The organism is Bacillus cereus group sp. Bc061, from assembly GCF_027715825.1.
Lineage (GTDB): Bacteria > Bacillota > Bacilli > Bacillales > Bacillaceae_G > Bacillus_A > Bacillus_A paranthracis.
The window spans coordinates 216,782-242,544 of sequence record NZ_JAQFTZ010000003.1 but is presented as its reverse complement, the minus strand read 5'-3'; the positions used below and the strand labels follow the sequence as shown (position 1 = coordinate 242,544).

The window sequence follows — 25,763 nt, the reverse complement described above, 5'->3', positions numbered from 1 at the left end:
ACAATACTCATAAACACTAAAAATCTTTTAACAAACTAAGCCAATATATCTTGAATCATTTTTTTAAATTTCTCAATAAAAACTGGATTGTTTGTTATAAATTCGCTTTTTTCTAATGTATTATCTTTTAAACATATTTGTATTTTTTCTCTCATTTGATTTATATCATATACTGCTATAACTTGTCTCTTTTTCTCTAGTCTTTTGACAAAATCTATTTGATGATTGTCAACATGTTCATCAAAATCTTTATTTCTTGGTACAACGATAGGTGTTTTTCCTAGTGATAATGGGGTCATTATACTCCCAGGCCCACCATGAGTAATAATCACAGATGCCTCTTCCATTTTTTTCATCATTTCATTATATCCAATTAACTTAGAGCCTTTGCAGTACTTTGGGATATATGTAGAATAACCATATTGAATAAAAACCTCATCTGTAATTTCTTTGTTTTTTTTCATTTCATCTATTTTTTTTACTAATCTATTAAATTGCTGCTCATGTGTACCTGTGGTGACAAAAATCATAGCAATCCTCCTAACACTTCTCCTTTTGGATAGAACTTTTTTTGCTCTTCCCATTGTAATACAAATTTATCACAAATTGGATAAACCAGTTTACCTGTAAGTGTCGGTGAATCTATCCTATCATATACTTCTATATAAACTACTTTAGATCTAAAAAAGAATTTTCCTAAATAAAAAAATGGGATAGCTGGAGCTGCCCCCGTTGAAACAATAACATCCGGTCTTTCCTTAAATAATACCTTAATAGCCAAAAATGAATTTCTTATTAAATTTTTTATATTTCTATTTGAAGGATAATAGCACCATATAGTTTTTTCCTTTTCTAAAAGGGATTTACTATCCTCTTTATTAAATGTTACCCATGTTCTTTCATGATTTTCCCACCAAGGTTTCAACTGATATAGTTGAGTTAAATGACCACCACTAGAACCCACTAACAAAATTTTCATTACTCTTCTCCTTTCAATTGTTTACTAACTCCAAACATTAAACCAATCGATATAAAATAAAAATATGCAACTGTTTGTGGTGCATCTATGTCCTCAGTTAACATCCAAAATACCACTGTTAATACCGAGATACCTAAATACTTTAAAATATATTTTTTAAAATATACATTTTCATAAAAAAACATTTTCATCCAACTATATAAAGAGTATAGTATGAATGAAATAAACAAGAAAAACCCTATAATTCCTGTTTTCATTAAAACACCAATATAAGTAGAGTGTGATCCAATTGGTACCTCTATCCAACTAACATATGGCTTCATGCCTATACCTAAAAAGGGAGAGGACATAGCATTTTGAATTGCCATCTTATAGATTATTTGTCTCTGTCCTGTACTTGCTTCCCTAGAATCTAACATAAAGCTTGCGAAATCATCTAAAAAGAAATACATAACAATAAATAAGACGGCACCTACACACATACCTTGGGATATCCTCAAATAAATCTCTCTGTTTTTCGGGACAGCCATAGCAGTTACCACTATAATAGCAACTATTAATGACATTACTGCCGTACGTGATAATGAAAAAATTAGAGGCAACATTATAATTAAAAGTTCAAAGAAACTTCTCACTTTCCCCCTCTTAACAAATTTATAGTATACAATTGTCAAAAAAATAATAATACTAGTTCCGACCCCTGTTGCTGTTGGATAAAGGAAAAAACCTGTAAATCTTGGGAAATCTGATTGTAAAAACCAATCTGTTTTTACAATATTTAAGTTCATTGTGCTTTCAATAATATCAAACCTTAATGCCTGTGGAATTGCGTTATATAAAAGAGACTTTATTTCTACAAAGTATTCTCCCTTTTTCCAAATATAAATTGAATATATACAAAATACACCTTGTATTAACCCGACAATTCTAAAGGAATTTAGTAGTTTTGTTAAATTTTTAAATTCTATTTCAGTATTATTAATTGAAACTATAATACAAAAACCCATAATCCAATAACTTAAATTATATATAGATCCAACTACCCTATTCATTTCAAAAGCTGATGAATTAATCACAATTGAACTGGCATATACAAAAATAAAAAATAATAATAATTTACTATATCCTTTATAAATAACTTTTTGATTACTTTTTTTACAGTATAAAAGAGCAGATATAAACATCAACAAAGAAATCACATGAAAAATTATAATGTTTAAACCTAAAATCCACCATAAGGGAATCAGCAGTATCCCTATTCTAGCAATGCTTATTGGTAACCTTTTATATTTCATACCTAACCTCTTATAATAATTTAATATAATTAGTACAAAATAAAGTTTCTATGCAAAATGCCTAGAAACTTTATTTATATTAATTATTCTATTTATTGATTTTCTCATTAAAAATCTTTATTGCTCTAGCAATAACCATATCCATATCATAGTATTGATATTCCGCCAATCGTCCAATACAAATCAAATTATCATGCATCTTGGCTTCCTTTCTATATTTATGATATAGCTCTTGATTATCATCATTTTTAATTGGATAATACGGAGTATTTTCCTCTGGGATATAATCTTGAGAAAACTCTTTAACAGTTGTTGTTACATTTAATTTTTGATTTGTTAAATGCTTAAATTCCGTTACTCTTGTAAAATTATAATCATTAGGATAATTAACAGTACCCACTTCCTGCACATACTCTTCGTTATAGCTTTCAAATTTAAAGTCCAATGAACGATATGGCAGTTGACCATATTTATAATCGAAGAAAAAGTCAATCGGTCCTGTATATATTACCTTCCCCTCAAATTCATTGCCAAATAATTTTACCTCTCCAGTTTTAGTATCAAAATCAACAACCTCTTTATAATCTGTATTTAACATTACCTTTATATTGGGGTGATTTAACATTTTTTCGAAAATCTTTGTATATCCCTCTTTCGGCATACCTTGATACGAATCTTGGAAATAACGATCGTCCCTACTAATGTATACAGGAACACGACCAGTTACTGAGGAATCTAACTCTTCTGGCGTAATCCCCCATTGCTTTAATGTATATCCTAGAAAAACTTTTTCATATATATATTCCGCCAAGAATCTAAGATCTTCATCTTCAACTTCTCTCAATTTTAATATAGGTACTTTTTTATTATAGCCAAAATTACTAATTAGCTTTTTCTCCAATTTTGTTGCCAACTCTTTAGGGAAAATTTGATCAATTGAGTTTAAATTGAATGGAATCGGTACCTTTTTCCCATCTATTACTCCAAGTACTTCGTGGTGGTAGTGAAGCCACGGTGTGAAGTTTGATAAATAATCCCATACATTCTTCATTTTCGTATGGAAAATATGGGGCCCATAATTATGGATCAACACTCCATTTTTATCGTAAGAATCAAATGCGTTACCACCTATATGATTACGTTTTTCAATAATTAGTACCTTTTCATTTAATTGAGAAGCTATGCGCTCAGCAATAACGCTTCCAGCAAATCCAGCACCGACAATAACATACTTAAACATAATTACCTCCATAAATTAACTTTCTTCTTACTCAAATAAATTACCATTATTCCTGTAACTATTAATTCTATCAATAACAACGCTATCGCTGTCCCGATATGATTATATAAAGGAACCAATATAGCTGCCAATATGATATTAATTGCACTAGAAAACATTAAAATTCTTGAGAAAACCTTTTTATAACCGAAATTAATCATAACTTGAACACCTAAAATATTACTAATACTCACTAATAACGGTAATGGTGATAGGATTCTCAAAACTAATATAGATTCCCTGTAATCAGGACCAAAAACTAAATCCACAATCAACTCTGAAAATAAAAATACTAGAATAGAAATCCCTAAAAATATAATACTATTCAATTTAAGAACTTTTCTTATAAATTTTAAAGCCTCATCTTTTGAATCCCTTACTATTCGACTGAGATGTGGAAATATTGTTTGTGAAATAGGATTAATTAATCCATTTATCGCATTTATTAGCTTCTCAGCACTTGCATAATAACCTGTAATTAAATTATTGGTAAAAATACCTAAAATAAATGTATTACTAATCGTATACAAGCTAACTGCAATTGTTGAAATAAAGATATCCCATCCCTCTCTTAATTCTTTCTGCATATCTCCAAATTTTGGTTTTACAATTATCAACTGATATTTTTTCTTTATAATTACTAAAGAAATAATACCAACTGCAATATAACCAACAGAAGTAAGTGCTGGAACTAAATAAAAATCTCCTGCTGTTTTAACAAAAATAAATAAACTAATAGTAAAAAACAGCTTAGAAATTGCATTTAAAATTGAAATAACCTTCATACTTTCTAATCCCTGAAAAAACCAAATTGGGAACAAGACATTACCTAGTACCATTCCAAAGGTTAGTACATACACTTCCCAATAATAACCAAATTTATCAAATACACATAATATACATATTAAAATTATAAAACTAATAACCATTAGAATTAATTTTATACTCATCACGGTTGAAAATATACGCGACAGTTCTCTTTTATCTTCACGATTAATTGAAATTGATTTCGTAGCAGTTAGATTAAATCCATAATCAGTTAGTAAAACAAAGTACTGGATTAATGCTTGTGCAAAAGCAATTACCCCAAACTTTTCTGGCCCTAAAGTTCTAAGTAAATATGGCAGAGTTATTAATGGCAATAAATAATTTACACCTTGGACACTTAATAATGATAAAAAGTTCATAAATAATCTTTTATTGTGCATCTAAATAAACCAATCCATTCAAGGGCTTGTAGCCTAACGAATACAAGCTCATAATTTTAGCAACATTTACAACTATATAATTTAATATCAAAATGCATCTTTTGAGCCAATAAGTACAGTCAATGTTCGCAATATAATTTTTATATCAAAAAGGATATTTCTACGCTGAATATAAAAGATATCTAGATCCACCATCTCTTTAAATCCGGTATTACTTCTTCCACTGATTTGCCATAATCCAGTACACCCCGGTGTAACAAGTAATCTTTGTTTATCATAGGAAGTGTATTGTTTGACTTCTCTAGGAAGTGGCGGGCGCGGTCCAACTAGACTCATATCCCCCTTTAAGACATTTAATAATTGCGGTAATTCATCTATGCTTGTTTTACGAATAAATTTGCCTATTTTAGTTACGCGCGGATCTTCTTTCATTTTAAACATGGCACCTGATACTTCATTATATTTTAATAAATCCTTTAACCGTTCTTCCGCATCTGTAACCATTGAACGAAACTTATACATGCCAAATTCTTTACCATCTTTTCCAACACGAATTTGTTTAAATAAAACAGGTCCTTTCGGATCCTCTAATTTAATAACTATAGCAATAATAATAAAAATTGGTGAAAGAAAAACAAGACCACAAATTGCACCAACTATGTCCATTAAACGTTTCGTAAACAAATATAAACTATTTTGATTTACCTCTTCAGCAGCAAGTAATCCTTGTTCTTTTATAGTTCCACTTGATACTTTCGTTAAGGTCAATATGTTTCCCCTCCCATTTTATACATACGCTTTTTCTTTATTTACAATATCATTCATATACTTCATTAATTCAACTTTAAGCTCCTCGTGTTGTAAAGCCATTTCTATTGTAGTCTTAATAAATCCAAACTTCTCTCCAACATCATAACGAACACCCTCAAAATCATAAGCAAACACACGTTGAATTTCATTTAATCTTTGAATCGCATCTGTTAACTGAATCTCTCCACCTGCACCTGTCTGTTGATCCTCAAGGAACATAAAGATTTCTGGTGTTAATACGTAACGACCCATAATTGCTAAATTGGATGGTGCTGTACCTTCTGCCGGCTTTTCAACAAATTGACGTACTTGATAACGGCGATCGTTTTGTTCAACTGGATCGATAATACCGTAACGGTGTGTTTCATTTTCAGGCACTGTTTGTACCCCGATAACAGATGATTGCGTATTTTCATATTCATTCATCAACTGACGTAAACATGGTGTATCTGCTTGTACAATATCATCACCAAGTAGTACTGCAAATGGCTCATTTCCAATAAATTTACGTGCACACCATACTGCGTGCCCTAATCCTTTTGCTTCTTTTTGTCTTATGTAATGAATATTAATTTTTGAAGAAGCTTGTACTTTTTCAAGCATTTCATACTTTCCTTTTTCTAAAAGGTTTTGTTCTAGTTCAAAAGAATGGTCAAAGTGATCTTCAATTGCACGTTTTCCTTTTCCTGTTACAACGATAATGTCTTCAATTCCTGATTCTATTGCTTCTTCTATTATGTATTGAATTGTTGGTTTATCCACAATTGGTAACATTTCCTTTGGCATTGCTTTCGTTGCTGGTAAAAATCTTGTTCCAAGACCAGCAGCTGGAATAATTGCTTTTCTTACTTTTTTCAAATTTATTCCCTCCAAATTCCTTTATAAAATATAACAATAACAAAAAACCCTACCTATAGAGTCATATTTATAACTCCATAGGTAGAGTTTCTAAATATTAATAAACTATGGGCATCTAACCCAACCTCACGTCATACTCCCGACGACAAGCGTCTAAGGTAGGTTCGAAATAAAAATTTCTACCCACAGCACGACCGAGTGCCTCCGTTGATAACGGTTAGGAGGCATCACCAGTTCTTTATTTAAAAAATGCCGAACAATTTCTTACGACGAATTTGTTCCGGATCTTCTTTATAAATTGCTTTCCCGCTAATGATTAAATACGGATTCTCTCTTAAATCATTCATAACACTAGCACCAAATTCTTTCTCTATTAATTCATAGCTTTCTGCTAGATGAAATCCTCTTGACGTTGTGTTATGTGCATCCGATGCGATCATATGCGTTAAATTATGTTCCACAAGCTGTAGTGAAAACTTTTTAATTTTTTTACCAAACTTACCTAGTAAACTACCTGCCGTTACTTGTGTTAATGCACCTTTATTAACAAGATTATATAACTTATCTGGCCTCTCGATTAACTCGGCATTACGTTCAGGATGAACGATAATTGGGATCATTCCTTTTACACGTAGTTCATAAAATAGTTGTTCTGCATAACGAGGTACATGATTAGATGGAAATTCAATGAATATGTATTTGTTTGTTTCATTTAAAGTAACAATTTTACCAGCTTCATAGTCTTCTAATAAATCACCGTATAACCTGACTTCTTGTCCTGGTAAAACTTTCAACGGGATTTCATGTTGCTCTAATTCATCATTTAATCGCTTCACTTGATGAATAATAGAAGTACGTTCATTTACATATTTTCCATTTTGATGGTGTGGTGTTGCGACAATTGTATGTATTCCTTCTGCCACAGCTTGTTGCGCCATTGCTAAACTATCTGTCACTGTTTGTGCACCATCATCGATACCAGATAAAATGTGGCAATGCAAATCAATCATTTGTTTTTCCTTCCCTCTCTTATAGTAATCTTTTTCCCCTTGAATATGAGACATTCCTCATATTCAAGGGGAAAAAGGAGATATGTTCTTCCCATATCTCACTCTTTTCATTAATTTGCACCGTAGTAATAATATAAGCCTTGTTCACGTTCACGATCATTCAGAACAACACCTAACAATTTACCCTTTGCAGATTCTAATAGCCCTTTTGCTTTTAGCGCCGTTTCCTTTTCTGTTGCTTCACTACGTACGACAAGAATAGATGCATCGCATACATTTGCCAGAATCTGTGCATCGGTTACAGCTAAAATTGGTGGTAAGTCAAAGATGACTAAGTCGTACATACTGTATGCTTGTGCAAGAAGTTCTTGCATCGATTTTGATCCTAACAATTCTGCCGGATTTGGCGGGATTGGACCACAAGCTAAAAAGTGCAGATTATCAACTGATGTTGTTTGTACACATTTTTCTAAACGTTCACTATGTGTTAATACGTTTGTTAGCCCGAAAATATTATCTAATTGAAACATTTGATGCATCGCTGGTTTACGCATATCTGCATCAATTAATAATACTTTCTTTCCTTGTTGGGCGAACACGACTGCCATATTCGCTGTCGTCGTTGTTTTTCCTTCACTTGGGTTCGCAGATGTTACCATTAATGAGTGTAAATTCCTATCAACAGCTGCAAACTCAATACTTGTTCGAATATTACGATATTGTTCTGAAATTGGTGATTTCGGTTGTTGATGAGCAATTAATTGACGGCGTTGACGATAAATTTTTTTCTTTTTAAATAAATTAAGAGCCAATTGTTTGTCCCCTCACTTTTCTTGATGATAGAGCATGCGATTTTACATTTGTTGTTTCTTCATCCATACGAGCTACAATACCTAACACTGGTAATCCAAGTAAATTTTCTACATCTTCTTCTTTTTTTACTGTGTTATCTAAATATTCTAGTAAGAATGCAAGACCAACTGAAGCCATTAAGCCAACAACGAAGGCAATTGCTACATTAATCATTGGACGGGGCTTAATTGGAGATTGGTTTTCAGTAACCTCTGCTTTTGATAATACAGTTACGTTATCAACACTCATAATCTTTGCAACTTCACCTTTAAATACTTCTGCAGTCGCATTAGCGATATCACGAGCTATTTTTGGATCTTTGTCCTCTGCTGTAACAGAAATAACTTGCGAATCTTTTTCATTCGCAACATTAATTTTTCCTGTTAACGCTTGCGCTGTCATATTTAAATTTAATTTTTCATTCACTTGATCTAAGATTACTGGACTTTTAATAATAACCTTATATGTATTCGTTAATTGAATATTTGTTTGAATTTCACCAGCCTGAATCATTGTCCCATCTTGTTTCTTCTGATTCACAAGGATTTGTGTTGAAGATTGATAGATTGGTGTCATAAAGAAAAAGCTGATAATAGCGCTTATGATTGCCAAACCGAATGTCACAGTGAGGATCATTGCTAAACGTTTTCTTAAGATATCGAATAAATCTTTTAAACTAATTGTTTCTTCCATAAGTTCCTCCAACTTTCTAAAATTTGCACATAAGAAAAATTATAACATATAAATCTTACATTTTTTTATTTTAGTAATATCTATGTACGATTGTTATTTAAAAACCATATATAATCTTACAAAATAATCTTAAATATGACAACACATTCCATGGAATTCCCAAATTTTCCATTATAACATGTTTTTTGTATAATACAATAAATAATTTTAAAATAATTCAAAAAAGCCAATAAAAATACTTATTGGCCTTAAAAATCATTATGTCATACATTATTTTCTAATAATATCCATATTGCCCCTTTTCTTCCCTCTTATCATTTAAAACAACACCAAGTAATTTACCAGACGCTTTGTCTAATATTTGCTTCGCTTTTACGATTTTATCTTTTTCTGTTTTTTCACTACGTACGACCAGTACGATTCCATCGCATTTGTTCGCTAAGAGTTGTGCATCGGTAACCGCAAGGACTGGTGGTGTGTCGATTAAAATAATATCAAACATGTTATATGCTTCTAGTAATAGCTCGTCCATTGCCCGGCTACCTAATAGTTCAGCCGGGTTTGGCGGGATTGGACCCGAAGTCATTAAGTATACATTCTCTATATCTGTTTTTTGAATGCATTGCATCAATTTTGCTTGTCCTGATAATAGGTTCGTTAAGCCATTAGGGCTATGAACAGCAAATAAGTTTTGAATCGTCGGCTTACGCAAATCAGCTCCGATTAGTAAGACTTTCTTTCCTTGTTGTCCGAAAACAACTGCTAAGTTCGCAATTGTCGTTGTTTTCCCCTCGCCTGGATCTGCCGAAGTAACAATAATAGAACGAACATGATTATCTACAGATGTAAATTCAATATTTGTACGGATGTTACGGTACTGTTCCGTAATGCGTGACTTAGGCTCTTTATGTGTAATTAATTGTCGTAATGGTTTTCTTTTTTTTCTCCCGAACATGGTATGATCTCCTCTTTTCAAAATGCGACACTTTCCCCTTTATCTCTCTATGTTCGATATGCTACGCTCATTTTTCATTTGTTTATACTGTTAATTTTCCCCATCACTTTCCTCTACACTTCATCATAACCAATCATAATAAGTTTTGTCCTATCTCATACCCTTTATAATGTGACAACCGCGTCTCTATTTTTATCGCGCTATCATTTATCTTAATTTCAAGATATTTATAGCGTCATTATATACGAACTTCCATTCATTTACAACAAGAATTCTGATTAATCTGTATTTTAATGTTTCGGACATAAAATATATGAATGAAAAAAAATTCTCCTGCATGTTGCAGAAGAATTTTTTTCATTCACATCTATTCTTTTTTATCACCAATCGCAAATGTAATTTCAGCTTCACATGCAACTTCACCATCTACTGTTGCGATTGCTTTTCCTTTTCCGATTGGACCACGTACACGTGTCATTTCTACTTCTAGACGAAGTTGATCACCTGGACGTACTTGTTTTTTGAAACGACAATTGTCGATACCTGCGAAGAAAGCAAGTCTTCCGCGGTTTTCTTCTTTCTTTAATACAGCAACTGCTCCAACTTGTGCTAATGCTTCTACAATAAGTACACCGGGCATAACTGCGTAGTCAGGAAAGTGCCCGTTAAAGAATTCTTCGTTTGCGGATACATTTTTAATTCCAACCGCTCTTTTTCCTTCATCTACTTCTAATATTTTATCAACAAGTAAAAATGGATAGCGGTGAGGAATGATTTCTTTAATTTGTTCTATATTTAGCATATAACAATCGCCCCTTTTGTAATATTGGTCTTACCACTTGGACATATTGTCTATTATCCCATTTTGTTTATTGTTTGTCATTATAAAGTGAAACTTTACTTCCTATTTATAAAAAAATGCATACACTCTATTTTCTTAAAATAGTTGCATATCCTTGCAACTGACACGGAGGTAGAAAAGAGTGTATGCCCAGATTAGGGAAAGGCAATATGTATTTGAACATGATTTGCCTTAATGTCGTATTCGACTCATTATATTATAAACGTTTTCAAATACGGAAATATTAAATTTAACCATATATATGAATATTTTACCTATATTCTTTGTTTTTCTTTATTTTTCTTCTATTTTCTCAATAAATCAAAATACAAAAATAAAAATAAAAAAAAGAACTAAGGCTTACACCTTAGTTCCTTTCACTTTATCGTAAAGCACGCTTTGGTAATCTATCGATATTCTCTAACATAATACCTGTACCAACCGCAACGCAGTGCATTGGGTTTTCAGCAATTAATACTGGTACTTTTAGTTCTTCTGCTAGGAGCATGTCAATGCCGTGTAGTAAAGCTCCACCGCCTGTTAGAATGACACCGCGGTCGATGATGTCCGCTGATAATTCTGGTGGTGTGCGCTCTAGTACGCCTTTTGCAGCTTGTACAATAACAGCCGCATTTTCTTTTAATGCTTCTGTAATTTCTTCTGAGCATACTGTAATTGTGCGTGGTAAACCTGTTACCATGTCACGTCCGCGAATTTCAAGTTCTTCGCTACGTGCACCTGGGAATACTGTACCAACTTTAATTTTAATATCTTCTGAAGTACGTTCTCCGATTAATAGCTTATACTTACGTTTAATGTAGTTTAAGATCTCCATATCAAACTTATCGCCAGCCATTTTGATAGAGGAAGAGGTAACAATATCACCCATAGATAGTACAGCGATATCTGTTGTACCTCCACCAATATCAACAACCATGTTACCGCTTGGTTGGAAGATTTCCATACCAGCACCAACTGCGGCTACTTTTGGTTCTTCTTCTAAAAATACTGTTTTACCACCTGAACGTTCAGCAGCCTCACGAATTGCTTTTTGTTCTACTGATGTGATATTTGTTGGACAACAAATTAAAATGCGAGGTTTCGAAAAGAAACTCTTTACGTCCAATTTGTTAATGAAATACTTTAACATTGCTTCTGTAATTTCGAAATCTGCGATTACACCATCTTTTAGTGGACGAATGGCTACAATATTACCAGGCGTACGTCCCACCATACTTCTTGCTTCTTCACCTACTGCTAATACTTTACCTGTGTTACGATCAATAGCAACAACAGATGGCTCATTTAATACAATACCCTTACCTTTAACATGGATTAATACGTTAGCCGTACCTAGGTCAATTCCGATATCTCGCGCAAACATTCCCGTTTTTTCCTCCTCGATATTCAAAATCAGGTTACACCCGAATTCTTTTACACCTAATTTCTGATTTTATCATAAATTTAACAGAAACGTAATATTCGCAAAAAGAATTCTTCTGAAAAATATTACCGAATTGAAACGGAATGTTTGCGATCGCATACTTATTGACGTACCGGCTTTTCTACATCTTCTTTTCTATACTTTTGCTTTGTTGCTTCTCCGCCTCTTAAATGACGAATAGACTTATGATAATCAAGAATTTCTTTCACTTCATTTGCGAGCTCTGGATTAATTTCTGGTAGACGTTCCGTTAAGTCTTTATGGACTGTACTCTTTGATACCCCAAATTCCTTTGCAATGACACGCACTGTCTTTCTTGTCTCCACGATATACTTACCAATCTTGATAGTTCTCTCTTTGATGTAATCGTGCACACCACTCGCCTCCCTAAATTGGATGTGAGAAGGGTGAAATGAGCCTCGCTGCATACGACTTAGAAGTAAGTGTGAGTGCTGTTTGTAAGCGTTAAACATTCTTGGATTTATAATGAAATGATTCACGATTTCTCACCTCAAACACTCTCTTTGCTTTGGTTTATACCATTGTATTGCCCGCACTACTGATATATGCTACATGTTCACTATTTTTGCGGACTAAGTTAAGAAAAATTACGTTTTTTTGTGAGAAATACGTTAACAGTGACTATTTTGGCGAAAAAAATGACACCTTGTATACAAGGCGTCATTCTTCTCGCTCTAACTCTTCTTCTAACAATTGATGGTGGGGAACCTCTTTCTTACCGGCAATGTAATAATATAAAGTAAATAAAACAAACAATAAAATAATAGCAGTCGACAGAACAAACAAAAATGACACAGTATCCCCTCCTTTTTGTAATATATATTCGAGAATCTCGTCATTTTTCCTTGTTATTACAACTTTTTTCTCGAAATTGAGTATTTTTATATGGAAATAAAAAAATCAGCTCTCCTAGTGAGAACTGATTTTTTCACTTTCTTATTCTTGTGAAGAAGAACTGTTAGATGATTCTGTAGAACCATTTGTTGATTTTTCTTCTTTCTTCGGTTCTTCTTTTTTGTCACTAGTTGAACCGCTAGTTGATTTCTCTTCTTTTTGAGACTTGTCTTCTGTTTTACTTTCTGGTTTCGTGCTCGTTGACTTTTCTTCTTTTTGAGATTTGTCATCAGCTTTTTTACCAGAAGCGTTCGTTGCCTTTGCAGCACCTGCATCAGCTTTAATTTCTGCTACTGACTTATTTAAGTAGCGCTCAGGATTCACAGCCACATTGTCTTTACGTACTTCAAAGTGAACGTGAGAACCTGCTTCTTTATTCATGGCACTTAGACCGGATTTTCCTAATACTTCACCTTGTACAACTCGTGCACCTTTTTCTACTTTTACACTGCCTAAGCTTTGATAAGAAGCTGCTACACCATTTCCGCTATCAACTGTTACAACATAACCAAGAAGTGAATCTTTTTCAGCTTTCGTTACTGTACCACTTAAAGCAGCTGTAACATTGAATTCTTTTCCATTCTTCGCAGCAATGTCAATTCCTTTGTTCGGGGAATATGTGTTGTTATAAAAGACAAGTGCTTTTTCTTGTTCCGCCTCAGTTGCTGCATCTTCATAGAACTTCTTCTGTACAACTACTTCCGCATTAGCAGGAGCTGGCATTTTCACTACTTCTGAAGACTTCGTTACTGGTACTGCTGGATCTTCCGTTTGTGTATACGGCGTTGCTTGATCTTGGTTCGGAGTCTTCTTCGGATTAGCTCCTTGGAACCATAGCGCAACCATTAAGATTACCGCTGCACAAGCAATGTATAGTGCCGGAAATACCCATCTTTTTTGAAATAAATGTACTACCTTTTGCGACTTTTTATTATTTCTTCCTCGCATTCCATCATCACCTCAGCAATCATTTTGAACAATATTCACGCATCCTATACAACCTATAACTAATTACTTTTCGACAAAATCTGTAAAAATATGTATAGGAATTGTAAAATTTCCGAGGAAATGATAGAAAAAAGAAAAAACTGAGCATTTCGGCTCAGTTTTTAATCTAATTGTTTCTTTTTATACACGATTAAACATGCAATAAGTGAAATAATAAGCCAAGCTCCAACATTTATCATATGGCCACTAATACTACTAAATCCTGCACCCTCTACTAAGCTTTTAATTGCCTTTTCGAGATGAGATGTTGGAAGATAACTAATCATTGTCTTAATTACTTTATTTTCAACCATTGGCTCAAATTGTACAGCTAAATACATCGTCATTAATATTGGCATTCCAATTAGTGATGTTTGTGGGACAGACTCAGCTAGTAATCCAATCATCGTTCCAATTAAAGTAAATAGAATTGTTCCACATAAGAAAACAAATGCTAGTAATAAGAAATTTCCACTTAATTGATCCAAAATGAATAAGTTTACAATAGAAATACCTAACGTTAAACATACTGTTAATATACTTTTCCCAAAAAGAACTTCAACAGATGAAGCTGGTGATAGCATTAACACACGTAACGTATGCTTTTCTTTCTCTTCTGCAATTACCATTGATTGAACAAACCCTGCAACAAATAGAAAGGCCATTAAGGTAATAATGCCAACCCCTGCACTCCCTTGTCCAAACCTGCTATATATAAATGCAAATATAATTGGTAAAGATGCCATTAGCAGCACTTGTGAATTCGTCTTAAAATCTTGTACTTCTTTTCTAAAAATAGCTGATACACGTCTCATTGAAAATGTCATTATAATCCCCTCCCAGTAACTTCAATAAAGATATCGCCTAGCGTTGGTTCGTGTGAATGAATCGATAGTAACTCGCCTTTTTTCATCCATTCTGAAATGCGTTTTGCACCTAATTCGTCTTTTTGCACGACTTCTTTTTGCTTATCTTTTAATACGACCTGTATTTGATCTTTCGCGTACTGCAAGCGAAGATTTTCTGGTGTATCAAGCGCTACAATTTCTCCGCTACATAGAAAGGCAATGCGGTTACAAAGCGTCTCTGCTTCTTCCATATTGTGCGTCGTTAAAAAAATTGTCGTTCCTTCTTTATTTAAATCTTTTAAGACTTTATGAATGTTTTGTACGTTAACTGGATCGAGTGCAGATGTTGGTTCGTCTAAGAAGAGAATATCTGGTTTATGAAGTATTGCTCTAGCTAATGTAACGCGCTGCTTCATTCCTTTTGATAGTTTCTTTACTAATGTTTTTTTATCATCTAATAAGTTCACTTGCGCTAGTACTTCATCGATTCGTTCTTTTTTACAATCGTATAAGTCACAAAATAATAGTAAGTTATCATAAATGCTAAGCCTTTCATATAAGCCACTGTTGTCTGTTAAAATACCAATTCGTTTATAATCGATGCTGCTTGGCCCTGTAATATCTTTCCCTAATACTTTTACCGTTCCAACGCTATGAAGTAATTGAGAAGTTAATATTTTTACTGTCGTCGTTTTCCCAGATCCACTCGGTCCGAGGAATCCAAAAATCTCTCCTTGCTTCACTTCAATATTTACATTTCGAAGTGCTGTTTTTTCGTTGAAACTTTTCATTACATCTTTCATTTCAATTGCCAATGTCATCTCGTCATCCCCTTTGTTTTTTTCTTTTATAGATGAAAGTCGCTTTAGCGCTTTTCGTTTGTTTGTTTCGCTTTTCTTGACCCCATCATATGAAAATCAAAGGGTTTACGCAGTAAAATACCGGTAAAAGGAGTATTTTTACCGGTGAATGAATCGTATTTTGAGCTTATTGGAGTACTTCTTATAGCCCAATTACACCTTTCAACTCATCCATTCGTCCTTTCGAAAGCGGAATTGAACTTTTTCTTTCGTCGTCTAAAATTAAGCTGAAACTGTTACGAGTCCAAGTAATTACTTCTCGTACTCTTTGTAAATTCACAAGATAAGAGCGGTGACATCTAAAGAAACCAAAACCTGTTAATCTCGCTTCTAGTTCACTTAATGTTAATGCACATACGAAATCACCTTCACGCACATGAATATGTGTTACTCCGTTTTGCGTTTCAATAAAATGGATTTCCATCGGGTCTAATAAAATGATTTTATCGTTCACTTTCGCTGGTATTCTTTCTAACTTCATTTGTGGAATCATTTGAATGACTTTTTCTTCATCGACTTCTTCTGCTTCTTCTTGTTCGATTTCTATTTTTTTCACACCATCATTGTTTAATATGTATACATCTTCTGTTAACGAAAGGGCGTCCGATAGAAACGATGATGTAATAAAAATTGCCTTTCCTTGCTCTTTCATTTTCATAATTGCTTTTCGAATCATAATCGTACTCTCTGTATCTACATTTTGCTCTGGTTCTTCCAAAATAACTAAATCCGGATTATGGATCATAACTCGCCCAATATGAAGACGACGTTTCTCTGAAAATGATAGTTTTTCTATTTTAACGTTTAATTTATCTAAAAGGCCGACATATTGTACAACTTCTTCCGTACTCATATTTGATTCATAAAGCCCTATTAAGAACTTGAAGTATTCCTTTACCTTCAAACGATCATATGCTTCATCTTTCAAAAAACAAAAGCCGATGCGAGAATAATTTCTCTTTCCAATCACTTCATCTTCAAATAGCACATTGCCAGTTGAAGCTTCTTCCTCACCAATAATAATACGGTGTAACACTTTAGCTGTATGGTTATTACATTGCAAAACAACACATTGCCCCTTCTCAACCTTCAGTTCAACTGCCGGTAACTGGTTCGTCTTACCTAATTGTTTCAACTCCAGTAACGCCATTTTGTCTCCCCCAAATACTTTTTATCTTATTATACCAAACAATTAATGGAAAATTATGATATTTTAAACAAAAAGCAGGTGCCAGGAGACCCTGACACCTACTTCTTCACCATCAACTTACCTTCATAATCGTTCATCGTCTTTATTTTAACGCCTTTGTAGTAATGAGCGACGATATCTGTATATTTCTTACCTTCTGCTGCCATGCCGTTCGCGCCGTATTGGCTCATGCCAACGCCGTGACCGAAGCCCTTCGTCGTAACAACGATTTTATCTCCCTCTTGTTTCCACGTGAAATCAGAGGAGCGTAAATCTAATTTGTCACGCACATCTCTTCCGGTTAATGTTTTCCCTTGAAATGCTACATCTTTTACACGTTTTCCTTCCGTACGCCCTTTAATGTCGCCAACTTTTCCGTCTGCTAACACTTTCACACCGAGACGTTTTTGAAAGTCAGCTACGGTAAAGGTTTGCTCACTCGTAAATTTCGGAGAAGCTTGATCCCACGGACTATCTACACTCTTTAAGTACGGATAATCATTTCCCCAATAATCGGCTGCATTTTCTGTCCGGCCATTACTCGTTGAGAAGAAGGATGCTGAGATTGGCTTTCCGTCATACGTTAAAACTTGTCCTGCGGTTTTCGAAACAGCTTCTTCGATTTTCTTCAAATTATTTTCGTAGTTATTGCCCCATTGTTTTTTCAATTCTTCTTTGCTTTTGTACACTTGATCTTTCACCGTATCTGTCACGTCCGCATTGTTTTTCTTACCTCCGCTTAGCATACGCTGCACGACAAATGTTCTCGCTGCTAATGCCTGCGCCTTTAGCGCCTCTATTTCAAAACTGGCATTCATCTCAGAAGCTACTACACCGGTCACATACTCCTCCATAGGTAATGACTCTACCTTTTTCTGTTTCTCGCGATATACAGCAACTTGAACCGCTGTATCCACTTTCCCTGGAGCTGGTATACTTTCTATCGCTGGAGGAGTTTTAGAAGCTGCTTTTTCCTCTACTTTTGCTTTCGCAAACGGAATCACAAGAGCAGCAGGTACAATGATAACGAGCGCTATGAGAAGCGCTACTGTAATAAAAAGTGGCTTTGAAAATTTCATCTTATTTCCCCCAATATGAAAAAGCTTTACTCCATTCATTCTTATGGAACAACTCTTTCTTTTAGAACATACTTAAGGGGAACCATATAAAACAAAAATTTTCTAAATATTTTTACTGGTACGTGCATAAGTATAGAATTTCTTGACTATAACAGTAATAAGCCCAAAAAAATAGCCTCTATGTCAAAAGACATAGAGACTATTTCAATTAAGCGTGAAGATCAGAAACTTCTTGTTCTTTCACTTCTTCTACTTTTTCGTTTACACGTTCAATAGTTGCACCTAATGCAGCTAATTTCTTATGGAAGTTTACATAGCCACGGTCAAGATGTTTTAACTCAGTTACACGAGTGTAACCTTCTGATACTAAACCAGCTAAGATTAATGCAGCTGCAGCACGTAAATCAGTTGCTGCTACTTCAGCACCTTGTAAGCTGTTTGGACCGTTCATAATAACAGAACGACCTTCGATTTTAATATCAGCATTCATACGACGGAATTCTTCAACGTGCATAAAGCGGTTTTCAAATACCGTTTCTGTAATCATACTTGTTCCATCAGCTTGTAGTAATAATGCCATCATTTGTGATTGCATGTCTGTTGGGAAACCTGGGTGAGGCATAGTTTTAATATCAACCGCTTTTAACTTATCTGGGCCGATAACACGTACACCTTCATTTTCCTCAATAATTTTAACACCCATTTCTTCCATCTTCGCTGTAATTGAGCGTAAATGTTCAGGCACAGCATTTTCAATTAAGATATCTCCACCAGTAATTGCCGCTGCAACCATGAATGTTCCCGCTTCAATACGGTCAGGAATAATAGAGTGGTTTGCACCATATAATTTATCAACGCCTTCGATACGAATCGTTCCAGTTCCAGCTCCGCGTACTTTCGCTCCCATCGCATTTAAGAAGTTAGCTAAGTCAACGATTTCTGGTTCTTTCGCTGCGTTTTCAAGGATTGTTGTCCCTTTTGCTAATGTAGCTGCAGACATAATGTTTTCTGTCGCGCCCACGCTTGGGAAGTCTAAATAAATTTTAGCTCCTTTTAGTTCTCCCTCAACGTATGCCTCAACAAAACCGTTACCAACCTGTACTTTTGCTCCCATTGCTTCGAAGCCTTTTAAATGTTGGTCAATTGGACGTGAACCAATTGCACATCCACCAGGAAGTGCAATACGAGCACGACCGTTACGTGCTAATAAAGGTCCCATTACTTGAACAGATGCACGCATTTTACGTACATATTCAAATGGTGCTTCAATGTTTAGCTCTTTAGAAGCATCGATTGTTACTTTGTTATTTTCAAATACGACTTCAGCATTTAAATGACGTAATACCTCATTAATTGTGTATACATCAGACAAAACTGGTACTTCAGATAGTACATTCTTTCCATCACTCGCTAATAGGGCTGCAGCGATTATAGGTAATACAGCATTTTTTGCGCCCTCAACACGCACTGTGCCGTTTAACCGCTTTCCGCCACGGACGATGATCTTTTCCAAATTATTCCCCTCCGTGTCCTTTTTTCAGTATCTATTCACTCAATACTCAGAAGTTATGATCGGTGTGCCAACCACAATTGTATCTTTGTTGTCTGTAGAACGTATTGCTATTTGCACATTTATTTTCTCTCTATTTGTTGAAAGAGCGTCATCCCACTTTTTATTGTATGCGGAGACTGACACAAATGCTCTTTCTTCTATCTGTTCGATCGCTCTTGCTGAAAGATCTTTCAAAACCTGATTGGTTTTATTTTGCAAAACACCTTCAATCTTATCATTCAGTACACCTTGAACACAAGTGTAAATTATAGGTTTTTCACTAAAAATTTTATTCGTTTTCTGAATATACTTCGGGTCCCATTTTGCCCCGCTTACTTCAAAGATAATGAAAGTGTTTTCTTTAGTATTTTCCTTACTCCAAGTTACTACTACTCGTTCTTCATAGGAAGAAAATTTTTTATAGGATGTAGCTTTATATCCATCTGGAGATTGCTCTAATTCCCACTTTTGAATATTCGCCTTCTCCTTCACATCGTTTAACAACTTTTGAAACGTATGTATATTAGAAATTGTTTTTGTTTCTCGTGCTAACCATGACCATTTCTCTACTTTAGCATCATTTTTCTCTACAGCTGCGATCATGTTCTCCATCTTCTGTTCATCGCTTATCGGTTTCATCTCTCTATATCCAACCAAAAATAAAACAACACTAAGTGCAACAATAAGAATGGCTTTAAGCTTCAATTTCATCCCCTCCTATCCCCATTGTTAACGGAGATTTGAGGTTCTATACACTTACTTTACTAAATACGTTAAACTCTTTGAATAGCCTAAATAATCAAGGAAAAAGTTACTTACAGATGTCCCAATTGCAATTGTAATTAAGATGAGTAATACTCTCGTCTGCATCACCTTTCCAGGCTTCATTAAACGCTCAATGTGAATACCTTGTAAGGCCCACCACGTAATGGTAATAAACAATAAATGCGAAACGATGGCAATCAGTGCTTGTTGCCCTAAAAGATGTGCCAAAAAACCGACTCCTTTTTACCTAGCCACTACTTACGAAATACTATAAAAACGATACCATAATAAGTAGGAGCCACACTTTTTCAAATACAAATAAGCATCTTACATTTTACATCGTAATTTTCTCTTTAAAAGCGTATACTTATATGCATTTTCAATCGTAGTTCACACAAAATAAAAAGCGCAGAGTAACGACTCCACACCTTTTATTTTCACTATTGTACCACGTTCCCTAAGAAGAAGAAATCTTTCATTAATGGAAAATATTCATAAAAGAAATTGTATCCAATCATCGGCATAATCCCTAGTATTACAATCGAAATTGCGCAAAGGCTCATCACAACCTTTATATTGAGTGGCAAACGAATTTTCTCTTCTACTTCTCCTGTACGGAAAAACATTTGCTGTAAAATACGGAAATAATATACGAATGAAATGACTGTCGTCCCCATCATAATAGAAGCTAGTACGTAATGAGCTGGCTCTACATGAAGGGCCCCTAAAAAGATGTTAATTTTCCCAATGAAACCAGCTGTTCCTGGTATCCCCGCTAGCGATAAAATAAAAATCGTCATCACGATCGCTGTAAATGGCGACCTTTTATATAATCCAGTGAAAATGGTGATATTTTCTTTGTCGCTTTGTAAGATTAAGGCGTGGATAATTGCAAACGCGCCTATATTCATAAGCATATACGCAAGCATGTAAAACCACATGCTATCCATCGTAAATGGCGATAATGCTACAAGCGGTACGAATAAATATCCTGCATGCGCGATTCCTGAATAAGCAAATAAGCGTTTTACGTTATATTGCTTTAATGCGACTACATTTCCAATAATCATCGTAATACTAGCTAGCACAGCGATGTATATGCTCATACGTCCGTATAAAGATTGCATGTCTCCTTGCACCGATACACTTGCAAAAACCATGAGGAACAGACGAATAATGAGTAAAAACCCAGCAATTTTAGAAATCGTTCCAAGAAAAGCAGTAACGGGTGTAGCCGCTCCTTCATACACATCAGGCGCCCACATATGAAACGGCACTGTCGCAATTTTGAATGAGAGGCCAACGAGTAATAGTAGAAATGCGAGAGCTAGCAATAACTGAATACCACCAGCCAGTTCCCCGGCAAATACTTTTTGCATATCCACGATATTGGTTGACCCTGTAATACCGTACAAATAACTCATTCCAAAGAGCGTGATTGCCGTTCCAATTCCTCCATTAATGACATATTTCATTGCTGCCTCATTTGATGCACGGTTCTTTTTTCGTATCCCAACTAAAATATAAGAAGAAAGTGAAAGCAATTCTAGGCCGACGAAAAGTGTAATGAAGTCGACACTAGAAGCCATAAACATAGCCCCAAGAAGCGCCATTAAAAATAAGTAATAATATTCTCCCTTATCTTCAATTGGATTTTTCTTATCATCGCTCATTACGGTGCATAAGATGAGAGCCGCTCCGCCTAATAACAACGTTTTATATCCTTTTGAAAACCCATCTAACACAAACGAGCCATTTAAAATATCTCCCGCTGGTTCACCGTATAGCATAATTAATGATACGATTGCTAATACGATAGCTGCGATTGCACCAAGCGCTACATACCTATGGTTCAGCTTAAAAAACAAATCACATATGGAAAGAAGGATGGCAGCCCCGAGAATGATGAATTCTGGCTCCATGAGATGCCATGATAAGCTAAGTAACGTATTCATATCCACCCTACTTCACCCCCAATGTTTTCAATGTATTTTGAAGCGGATCCCCTAGTATTTCTGGCATTACTCCAATTGCAATAATGCAGAAGATAAGTAGCAAAATCGGGACATACTCCCATCCGTGTATATCAGCTTTCGCTTCCCACTCTTTCTTACCAAATGTTACTTGAAGGGTTGCTCTTAATACGTATACAGCGGTTAAAATGATGCCAAGTACTCCGGCCGCAGCAATAACTGGCTCCCCTTGGAATAAACCGAGAAAGGCAAGAAACTCGCTAACAAATCCAGACATTCCCGGCAATCCAAGCGATGCCATTCCTCCCGCTAAGAAGAAACCGCTAAGTACTGGTACACTTTTTGCAAGTCCGCCAAGCGCTGTAATATCCGACGTTCCAAAACGCTGTTCTATAACACCAAGTAAGAAAAAGAGTAAAGCTGCAATTAAACCGTGCGAAACAACTTGGAATAAAGCGCCTTGTGTACCTGGTGCATTTAACGCCCCAAGGCCCATTAATACAATACCCATATGTGAAATACTAGAGTAAGCAAGCACCTTCCGGAAGTCCGTTTGAATGAGCGCTAAGAAGGCTCCGTACAATAAATTGATGACTCCTAAAATCGCAATGAGCGTTGCAAACTCGCGAAAGTATTCCGGGAATAGTCCCTGTCCGAAGCGGATTATACCGTATGCTCCAATCTTCAGTAAAACACCTGCATGAAGCATAACGACAGCCGGATGTGCTTCAATATGTACATTGACCATCCAGCGATGTAACGGGAAAACGGGTAGTTTAATCGCAAAAGCAATCATTATGCTAAGAAACAAGCCGAACTGTAAGCTATTTGGGACAGCCATTCCTCCACCAGCACCTACACTCGTTAATATTTCTTTAAGCTCTGTAATATTTGTTGTACCTGTTTTCGCAAATAAAACCGAGAAAACGATAAGCAAAATAGCGGAGCCAATACCGTTATATATTAAATAACTATAAGCAGCCTTTTCACTCGACAATTTCCCCCACTTCCCAATTAATAAAAACATCGGTGGCAATGTAATTTCAAAGAAGATAAAGAACAACATTAAATTTTGAGCAGCGAAGACACCGAGCATCCCTATTTCTAACATGAGTAACAGCATATAAAATGCTTTCAAATTCCTTTTAATCGTAAATGCCGCAATTGCTGCAAGCATCGCTAGAAGGGCCGTCAGTACCATCATAACGAGCGATAAACCATCAATACCAAGCTCGTAATAAATGGAAAACCACCTTTTATCCACCGCTGCAAAATCCCCAAATGTAATCCATTTCACTTTTTCATCAAATAGAGACAAACTCTTTCCGGAAGCATATGTACAAGCGAGGACGATAGCCATTCCGAATGGAAGCACCGTTCCAAATAAACCGAGCGCTCGCACTGTACGTGATTCTTTTTTCGGTGTTAATGTAAGTAAGAGAATTCCTAAAAGCGGGGAAAAAATGAAGAACGTTAATAACAAATCATTCATCGTAAATCCCCTCCCGTATAGAGCAAAATAATGAAGAGTACTGCAAGTGAAACAGCTGTTACAGTCCCGTACACTTGTACATTTCCGTTTTGGAGTCTAGAGCCAATTGCACTTATCCCTTTCACTAAACTCCCTATTAAAACGGCAATTCCTTCGACTACATACACTTCAAATAGGCGAAGCACATGAGCGATTCCTTTCGTAATAGGAAGCACCGTCATATTGTATAGTTCATCCACATAATATTTTTCTTTCAAAAGTTTATAAAGAGGCGAGTCCTCGCCACCAGCCCAATCTCTAGCAATAGATTTCTTGCCATATATGAAATATGCAAGAGCAATCCCTGTCAAAGAAACGAGCGTCGCAACAATCATAATCCAAACTGGTCCGTGTGCCTCTCGCACTTTAAATGCTACATCTTTCGTAAGCCAATCCCCGAGAAACGTTCCAAACCACGGTGTATTTATATAGCCTGCCACGACTGCAAGAACGCCAAGGACAATCATCGGATACGTCATGATGCGGGGCGATTCATGCACATCTTCCTTCGTCTTCGCTTCCCCAGTAAAGACAAGAAAGTATAGGCGGAACATGTAGAACGCTGTTAGGAATGCTGCAATTATCGCTAAGACGAATAAAACATAATTGCCGTTCATCCAAGCTGCCGCTAAAATTTCATCTTTACTAAAGAAACCGGAAAGGAGTGGCACACCACTAATTGCAAGAGTACCGATTAAAAATAAGGCACCTGTTACTTTCATCTTCTTCTGTAAACCGCCCATTTTATTAATGTTTTGCGTATGCACGGCATGAATGACACTTCCTGCCGCCAAAAATAGCAACGCTTTAAAAAAAGCGTGTGTCGTTAAATGGAACACACCAGCTACATAACCGGCAGATCCTAATGCAAGCATCATATACCCGAGCTGGCTAACTGTAGAATAAGCAAGTACTCTCTTTATATCCGTTTGTACAAGACCGATGGAAGCTGCAAAGATTGCAGTAAAGGCGCCAACAATTGCTACCGTCTGCATCGCCACCGCACTTGCTGAAAATAGCGGAAACATCGTTGCCACTAAATATACGCCAGCTGCTACCATCGTCGCCGCATGAATAAGTGCCGAAACAGGCGTCGGCCCTTCCATCGCATCCGGTAACCACGTATGAAGCGGGAACTGACCTGATTTCCCCATCGCCCCGATAAAAATTAATATCGCCGTTATTGTAATCATTGTCGGAGTCAGATCACCCGTATGAATCGCTCTAAAAATTGCGTCATATTCAAAACTACCTGCATGCCAGAAAATTAAGATCATCCCAATAAATAAACCGACATCGCCAATACGTGTCATAATAAAAGCTTTTTTCGCAGCAGCCTTCGCTTCTTCTTTAAAGAAATAAAAACCGATGAGTAAGAATGAACCGAGGCCGACTAACTCCCAAAATATATAAAGCTGTAATAAATTCGGTGATATAACAAGCCCGAGCATCGCAAATGTAAAGAGCCCTAAATAAGCATAAAAGGTTGGTAATCTTTCCTCACCTTTCATATAACCTTTCGAATACACGTGTACAAGTAAACTCACAAGTGTAACGATAAACAGCATTAAAGCCCCTAATGCTGTCACTTCAAAGCCAAATGATATATCAATATCTCCAGCTCTAAGCCATACCCACTTATGCTTCACTGGTACTGTCGAAAATCTTTCTATTAATACAAGTACCGCAAATATAAAGGAGAGAAAGACGAAGAAAATACTAAGTACACTGCTTCCTTCTCTAATTTTCTTCCCGAATATAATTAATAACAAAAACGAAACAAGCGGGAAAAGCGGTATGAGCCATGCATAATCGATCATTGTTTCCTTCCCCCTTTTCG

The 25,763-nt window shown here is 35.5% G+C and carries 26 protein-coding genes; all 26 read right to left on the bottom strand.

Annotated elements, in window-relative coordinates:
• Positions 1–35: 35 nt before the first annotated feature.
• Positions 36–530: a PssE/Cps14G family polysaccharide biosynthesis glycosyltransferase gene (gene pssE / locus PDQ40_RS15500; protein ID WP_270691486.1), complete on the bottom strand. Its 495-nt coding sequence runs from the start codon at positions 528–530 to the stop codon at positions 36–38.
• The gene (pssD, locus tag PDQ40_RS15495) at positions 527–979 is read right to left on the bottom strand and encodes a PssD/Cps14F family polysaccharide biosynthesis glycosyltransferase (protein ID WP_229136928.1); all 453 of its coding nucleotides are present in this window, start codon (positions 977–979) and stop codon (positions 527–529) included. The genes pssE and pssD overlap by 4 nt, the downstream gene beginning before the upstream one ends.
• The gene (locus PDQ40_RS15490; protein ID WP_229136927.1) at positions 979–2,274 is read right to left on the bottom strand and encodes an O-antigen ligase family protein; all 1,296 of its coding nucleotides are present in this window, start codon (positions 2,272–2,274) and stop codon (positions 979–981) included. Before PDQ40_RS15490 ends, pssD begins: the two co-directional genes overlap by 1 nt.
• A gap of 88 nt (positions 2,275–2,362) precedes the next feature.
• Positions 2,363–3,514 carry a UDP-galactopyranose mutase gene (glf, locus tag PDQ40_RS15485; protein ID WP_229136926.1) on the bottom strand — a complete coding sequence of 384 codons (1,152 nt, stop codon included), beginning with the start codon at positions 3,512–3,514 and terminating at the stop codon, positions 2,363–2,365.
• A 2-nt stretch (positions 3,515–3,516) separates the two neighbouring features.
• Entirely contained in the window at positions 3,517–4,761 is a 1,245-nt protein-coding gene (locus PDQ40_RS15480) for a flippase (protein WP_270691485.1), read from the bottom strand.
• Positions 4,762–4,848: 87 nt separating this feature from the next.
• Entirely contained in the window at positions 4,849–5,529 is a 681-nt protein-coding gene (locus PDQ40_RS15475; RefSeq protein WP_229136924.1) for a sugar transferase, read from the bottom strand.
• 18 nt (positions 5,530–5,547) lie between these two features.
• The gene (galU, locus tag PDQ40_RS15470; protein WP_229136923.1) at positions 5,548–6,429 is read right to left on the bottom strand and encodes a UTP--glucose-1-phosphate uridylyltransferase GalU; all 882 of its coding nucleotides are present in this window, start codon (positions 6,427–6,429) and stop codon (positions 5,548–5,550) included.
• A 242-nt stretch (positions 6,430–6,671) separates the two neighbouring features.
• Positions 6,672–7,439, bottom strand: a complete 768-nt coding sequence (locus PDQ40_RS15465) for a tyrosine-protein phosphatase (protein ID WP_229136922.1) — start codon at positions 7,437–7,439, stop codon at positions 6,672–6,674.
• Positions 7,440–7,549: 110 nt separating this feature from the next.
• Positions 7,550–8,251, bottom strand: coding sequence for a CpsD/CapB family tyrosine-protein kinase (locus PDQ40_RS15460; protein ID WP_229136921.1), 702 nt, complete (start codon positions 8,249–8,251; stop codon positions 7,550–7,552).
• On the bottom strand, positions 8,241–8,984 hold the full coding sequence (locus PDQ40_RS15455; protein WP_229136920.1) for a YveK family protein: 744 nt from the start codon (positions 8,982–8,984) through the stop codon (positions 8,241–8,243). Before PDQ40_RS15455 ends, PDQ40_RS15460 begins: the two co-directional genes overlap by 11 nt.
• 277 nt (positions 8,985–9,261) lie before the next feature.
• Positions 9,262–9,939, bottom strand: a complete 678-nt coding sequence (locus PDQ40_RS15450) for a CpsD/CapB family tyrosine-protein kinase (protein ID WP_229136919.1) — start codon at positions 9,937–9,939, stop codon at positions 9,262–9,264.
• Positions 9,940–10,306: 367 nt separating this feature from the next.
• Complete coding sequence (gene fabZ, locus PDQ40_RS15445; protein ID WP_000931959.1) at positions 10,307–10,741, bottom strand: 3-hydroxyacyl-ACP dehydratase FabZ; 435 nt, start codon at positions 10,739–10,741, stop codon at positions 10,307–10,309.
• 421 nt (positions 10,742–11,162) lie between these two features.
• Positions 11,163–12,164, bottom strand: coding sequence for a rod shape-determining protein (locus tag PDQ40_RS15440; protein WP_000457987.1), 1,002 nt, complete (start codon positions 12,162–12,164; stop codon positions 11,163–11,165).
• A gap of 161 nt (positions 12,165–12,325) precedes the next feature.
• Positions 12,326–12,598 carry a sporulation transcriptional regulator SpoIIID gene (gene spoIIID / locus PDQ40_RS15435; protein ID WP_000544012.1) on the bottom strand — a complete coding sequence of 91 codons (273 nt, stop codon included), beginning with the start codon at positions 12,596–12,598 and terminating at the stop codon, positions 12,326–12,328.
• 307 nt (positions 12,599–12,905) lie between these two features.
• On the bottom strand, positions 12,906–13,040 hold the full coding sequence (locus PDQ40_RS15430) for a hypothetical protein (RefSeq protein WP_000008903.1): 135 nt from the start codon (positions 13,038–13,040) through the stop codon (positions 12,906–12,908).
• Between the two features lie 141 nt (positions 13,041–13,181).
• Complete coding sequence (locus tag PDQ40_RS15425) at positions 13,182–14,087, bottom strand: M23 family metallopeptidase (RefSeq protein ID WP_001214941.1); 906 nt, start codon at positions 14,085–14,087, stop codon at positions 13,182–13,184.
• A gap of 161 nt (positions 14,088–14,248) precedes the next feature.
• Complete coding sequence (locus tag PDQ40_RS15420; RefSeq protein ID WP_000144473.1) at positions 14,249–14,953, bottom strand: ABC transporter permease; 705 nt, start codon at positions 14,951–14,953, stop codon at positions 14,249–14,251.
• Positions 14,953–15,795, bottom strand: coding sequence for an ABC transporter ATP-binding protein (locus PDQ40_RS15415; RefSeq protein ID WP_000170843.1), 843 nt, complete (start codon positions 15,793–15,795; stop codon positions 14,953–14,955). Before PDQ40_RS15415 ends, PDQ40_RS15420 begins: the two co-directional genes overlap by 1 nt.
• Before the next feature lie 181 nt (positions 15,796–15,976).
• On the bottom strand, positions 15,977–16,984 hold the full coding sequence (locus PDQ40_RS15410; RefSeq protein ID WP_163073048.1) for a LytTR family transcriptional regulator DNA-binding domain-containing protein: 1,008 nt from the start codon (positions 16,982–16,984) through the stop codon (positions 15,977–15,979).
• A gap of 98 nt (positions 16,985–17,082) precedes the next feature.
• Complete coding sequence (gene spoIID, locus PDQ40_RS15405; RefSeq protein WP_270691484.1) at positions 17,083–18,102, bottom strand: stage II sporulation protein D; 1,020 nt, start codon at positions 18,100–18,102, stop codon at positions 17,083–17,085.
• A 208-nt stretch (positions 18,103–18,310) separates the two neighbouring features.
• Positions 18,311–19,615 (bottom strand): UDP-N-acetylglucosamine 1-carboxyvinyltransferase, encoded by a 1,305-nt coding sequence (gene murA, locus PDQ40_RS15400; protein WP_000411259.1) that lies wholly within the window; start codon positions 19,613–19,615, stop codon positions 18,311–18,313.
• A 39-nt stretch (positions 19,616–19,654) separates the two neighbouring features.
• Positions 19,655–20,359, bottom strand: coding sequence for a YwmB family TATA-box binding protein (locus PDQ40_RS15395; protein WP_370647184.1), 705 nt, complete (start codon positions 20,357–20,359; stop codon positions 19,655–19,657).
• Positions 20,360–20,410: 51 nt separating this feature from the next.
• A complete protein-coding gene (locus PDQ40_RS15390) occupies positions 20,411–20,647 on the bottom strand; it encodes a DUF1146 family protein (protein WP_000940742.1) in 237 nt (78 codons plus the stop codon).
• Between the two features lie 212 nt (positions 20,648–20,859).
• Complete coding sequence (gene nuoN, locus PDQ40_RS15385) at positions 20,860–22,374, bottom strand: NADH-quinone oxidoreductase subunit NuoN (RefSeq protein WP_002170351.1); 1,515 nt, start codon at positions 22,372–22,374, stop codon at positions 20,860–20,862.
• A gap of 7 nt (positions 22,375–22,381) precedes the next feature.
• Positions 22,382–23,884 (bottom strand): NADH-quinone oxidoreductase subunit M, encoded by a 1,503-nt coding sequence (locus PDQ40_RS15380; protein WP_000998917.1) that lies wholly within the window; start codon positions 23,882–23,884, stop codon positions 22,382–22,384.
• Positions 23,881–25,743, bottom strand: a complete 1,863-nt coding sequence (gene nuoL, locus PDQ40_RS15375; protein ID WP_071742082.1) for an NADH-quinone oxidoreductase subunit L — start codon at positions 25,741–25,743, stop codon at positions 23,881–23,883. Before nuoL ends, PDQ40_RS15380 begins: the two co-directional genes overlap by 4 nt.
• Positions 25,744–25,763 lie beyond the last annotated feature (20 nt).

Excerpts from the sequence above, each read along its gene's own strand:
- PDQ40_RS15490 (WP_229136927.1), bottom strand. The coding sequence starts at position 2,274 with ATGAAATATAAAAGGTTACCAATAAGCATTGCTAGAATAGGGATACTG.
- fabZ (WP_000931959.1), bottom strand. The coding sequence starts at position 10,741 with ATGCTAAATATAGAACAAATTAAAGAAATCATTCCTCACCGCTATCCA.
- PDQ40_RS15480 (WP_270691485.1), bottom strand. The coding sequence starts at position 4,761 with ATGCACAATAAAAGATTATTTATGAACTTTTTATCATTATTAAGTGTC.
- nuoN (WP_002170351.1), bottom strand. The coding sequence starts at position 22,374 with ATGAATACGTTACTTAGCTTATCATGGCATCTCATGGAGCCAGAATTC.
- PDQ40_RS15425 (WP_001214941.1), bottom strand. The coding sequence starts at position 14,087 with ATGCGAGGAAGAAATAATAAAAAGTCGCAAAAGGTAGTACATTTATTT.
- glf (WP_229136926.1), bottom strand. The coding sequence starts at position 3,514 with ATGTTTAAGTATGTTATTGTCGGTGCTGGATTTGCTGGAAGCGTTATT.
- PDQ40_RS15450 (WP_229136919.1), bottom strand. The coding sequence starts at position 9,939 with ATGTTCGGGAGAAAAAAAAGAAAACCATTACGACAATTAATTACACAT.
- PDQ40_RS15455 (WP_229136920.1), bottom strand. The coding sequence starts at position 8,984 with ATGGAAGAAACAATTAGTTTAAAAGATTTATTCGATATCTTAAGAAAA.
- nuoL (WP_071742082.1), bottom strand. The coding sequence starts at position 25,743 with ATGATCGATTATGCATGGCTCATACCGCTTTTCCCGCTTGTTTCGTTT.
- PDQ40_RS15465 (WP_229136922.1), bottom strand. The coding sequence starts at position 7,439 with ATGATTGATTTGCATTGCCACATTTTATCTGGTATCGATGATGGTGCA.
- spoIID (WP_270691484.1), bottom strand. The coding sequence starts at position 18,102 with ATGAAATTTTCAAAGCCACTTTTTATTACAGTAGCGCTTCTCATAGCG.
- PDQ40_RS15410 (WP_163073048.1), bottom strand. The coding sequence starts at position 16,984 with ATGGCGTTACTGGAGTTGAAACAATTAGGTAAGACGAACCAGTTACCG.
- PDQ40_RS15440 (WP_000457987.1), bottom strand. The coding sequence starts at position 12,164 with ATGTTTGCGCGAGATATCGGAATTGACCTAGGTACGGCTAACGTATTA.
- PDQ40_RS15420 (WP_000144473.1), bottom strand. The coding sequence starts at position 14,953 with ATGACATTTTCAATGAGACGTGTATCAGCTATTTTTAGAAAAGAAGTA.
- PDQ40_RS15380 (WP_000998917.1), bottom strand. The coding sequence starts at position 23,884 with ATGAATGATTTGTTATTAACGTTCTTCATTTTTTCCCCGCTTTTAGGA.
- pssD (WP_229136928.1), bottom strand. The coding sequence starts at position 979 with ATGAAAATTTTGTTAGTGGGTTCTAGTGGTGGTCATTTAACTCAACTA.
- pssE (WP_270691486.1), bottom strand. The coding sequence starts at position 530 with ATGATTTTTGTCACCACAGGTACACATGAGCAGCAATTTAATAGATTA.
- PDQ40_RS15415 (WP_000170843.1), bottom strand. The coding sequence starts at position 15,795 with ATGACATTGGCAATTGAAATGAAAGATGTAATGAAAAGTTTCAACGAA.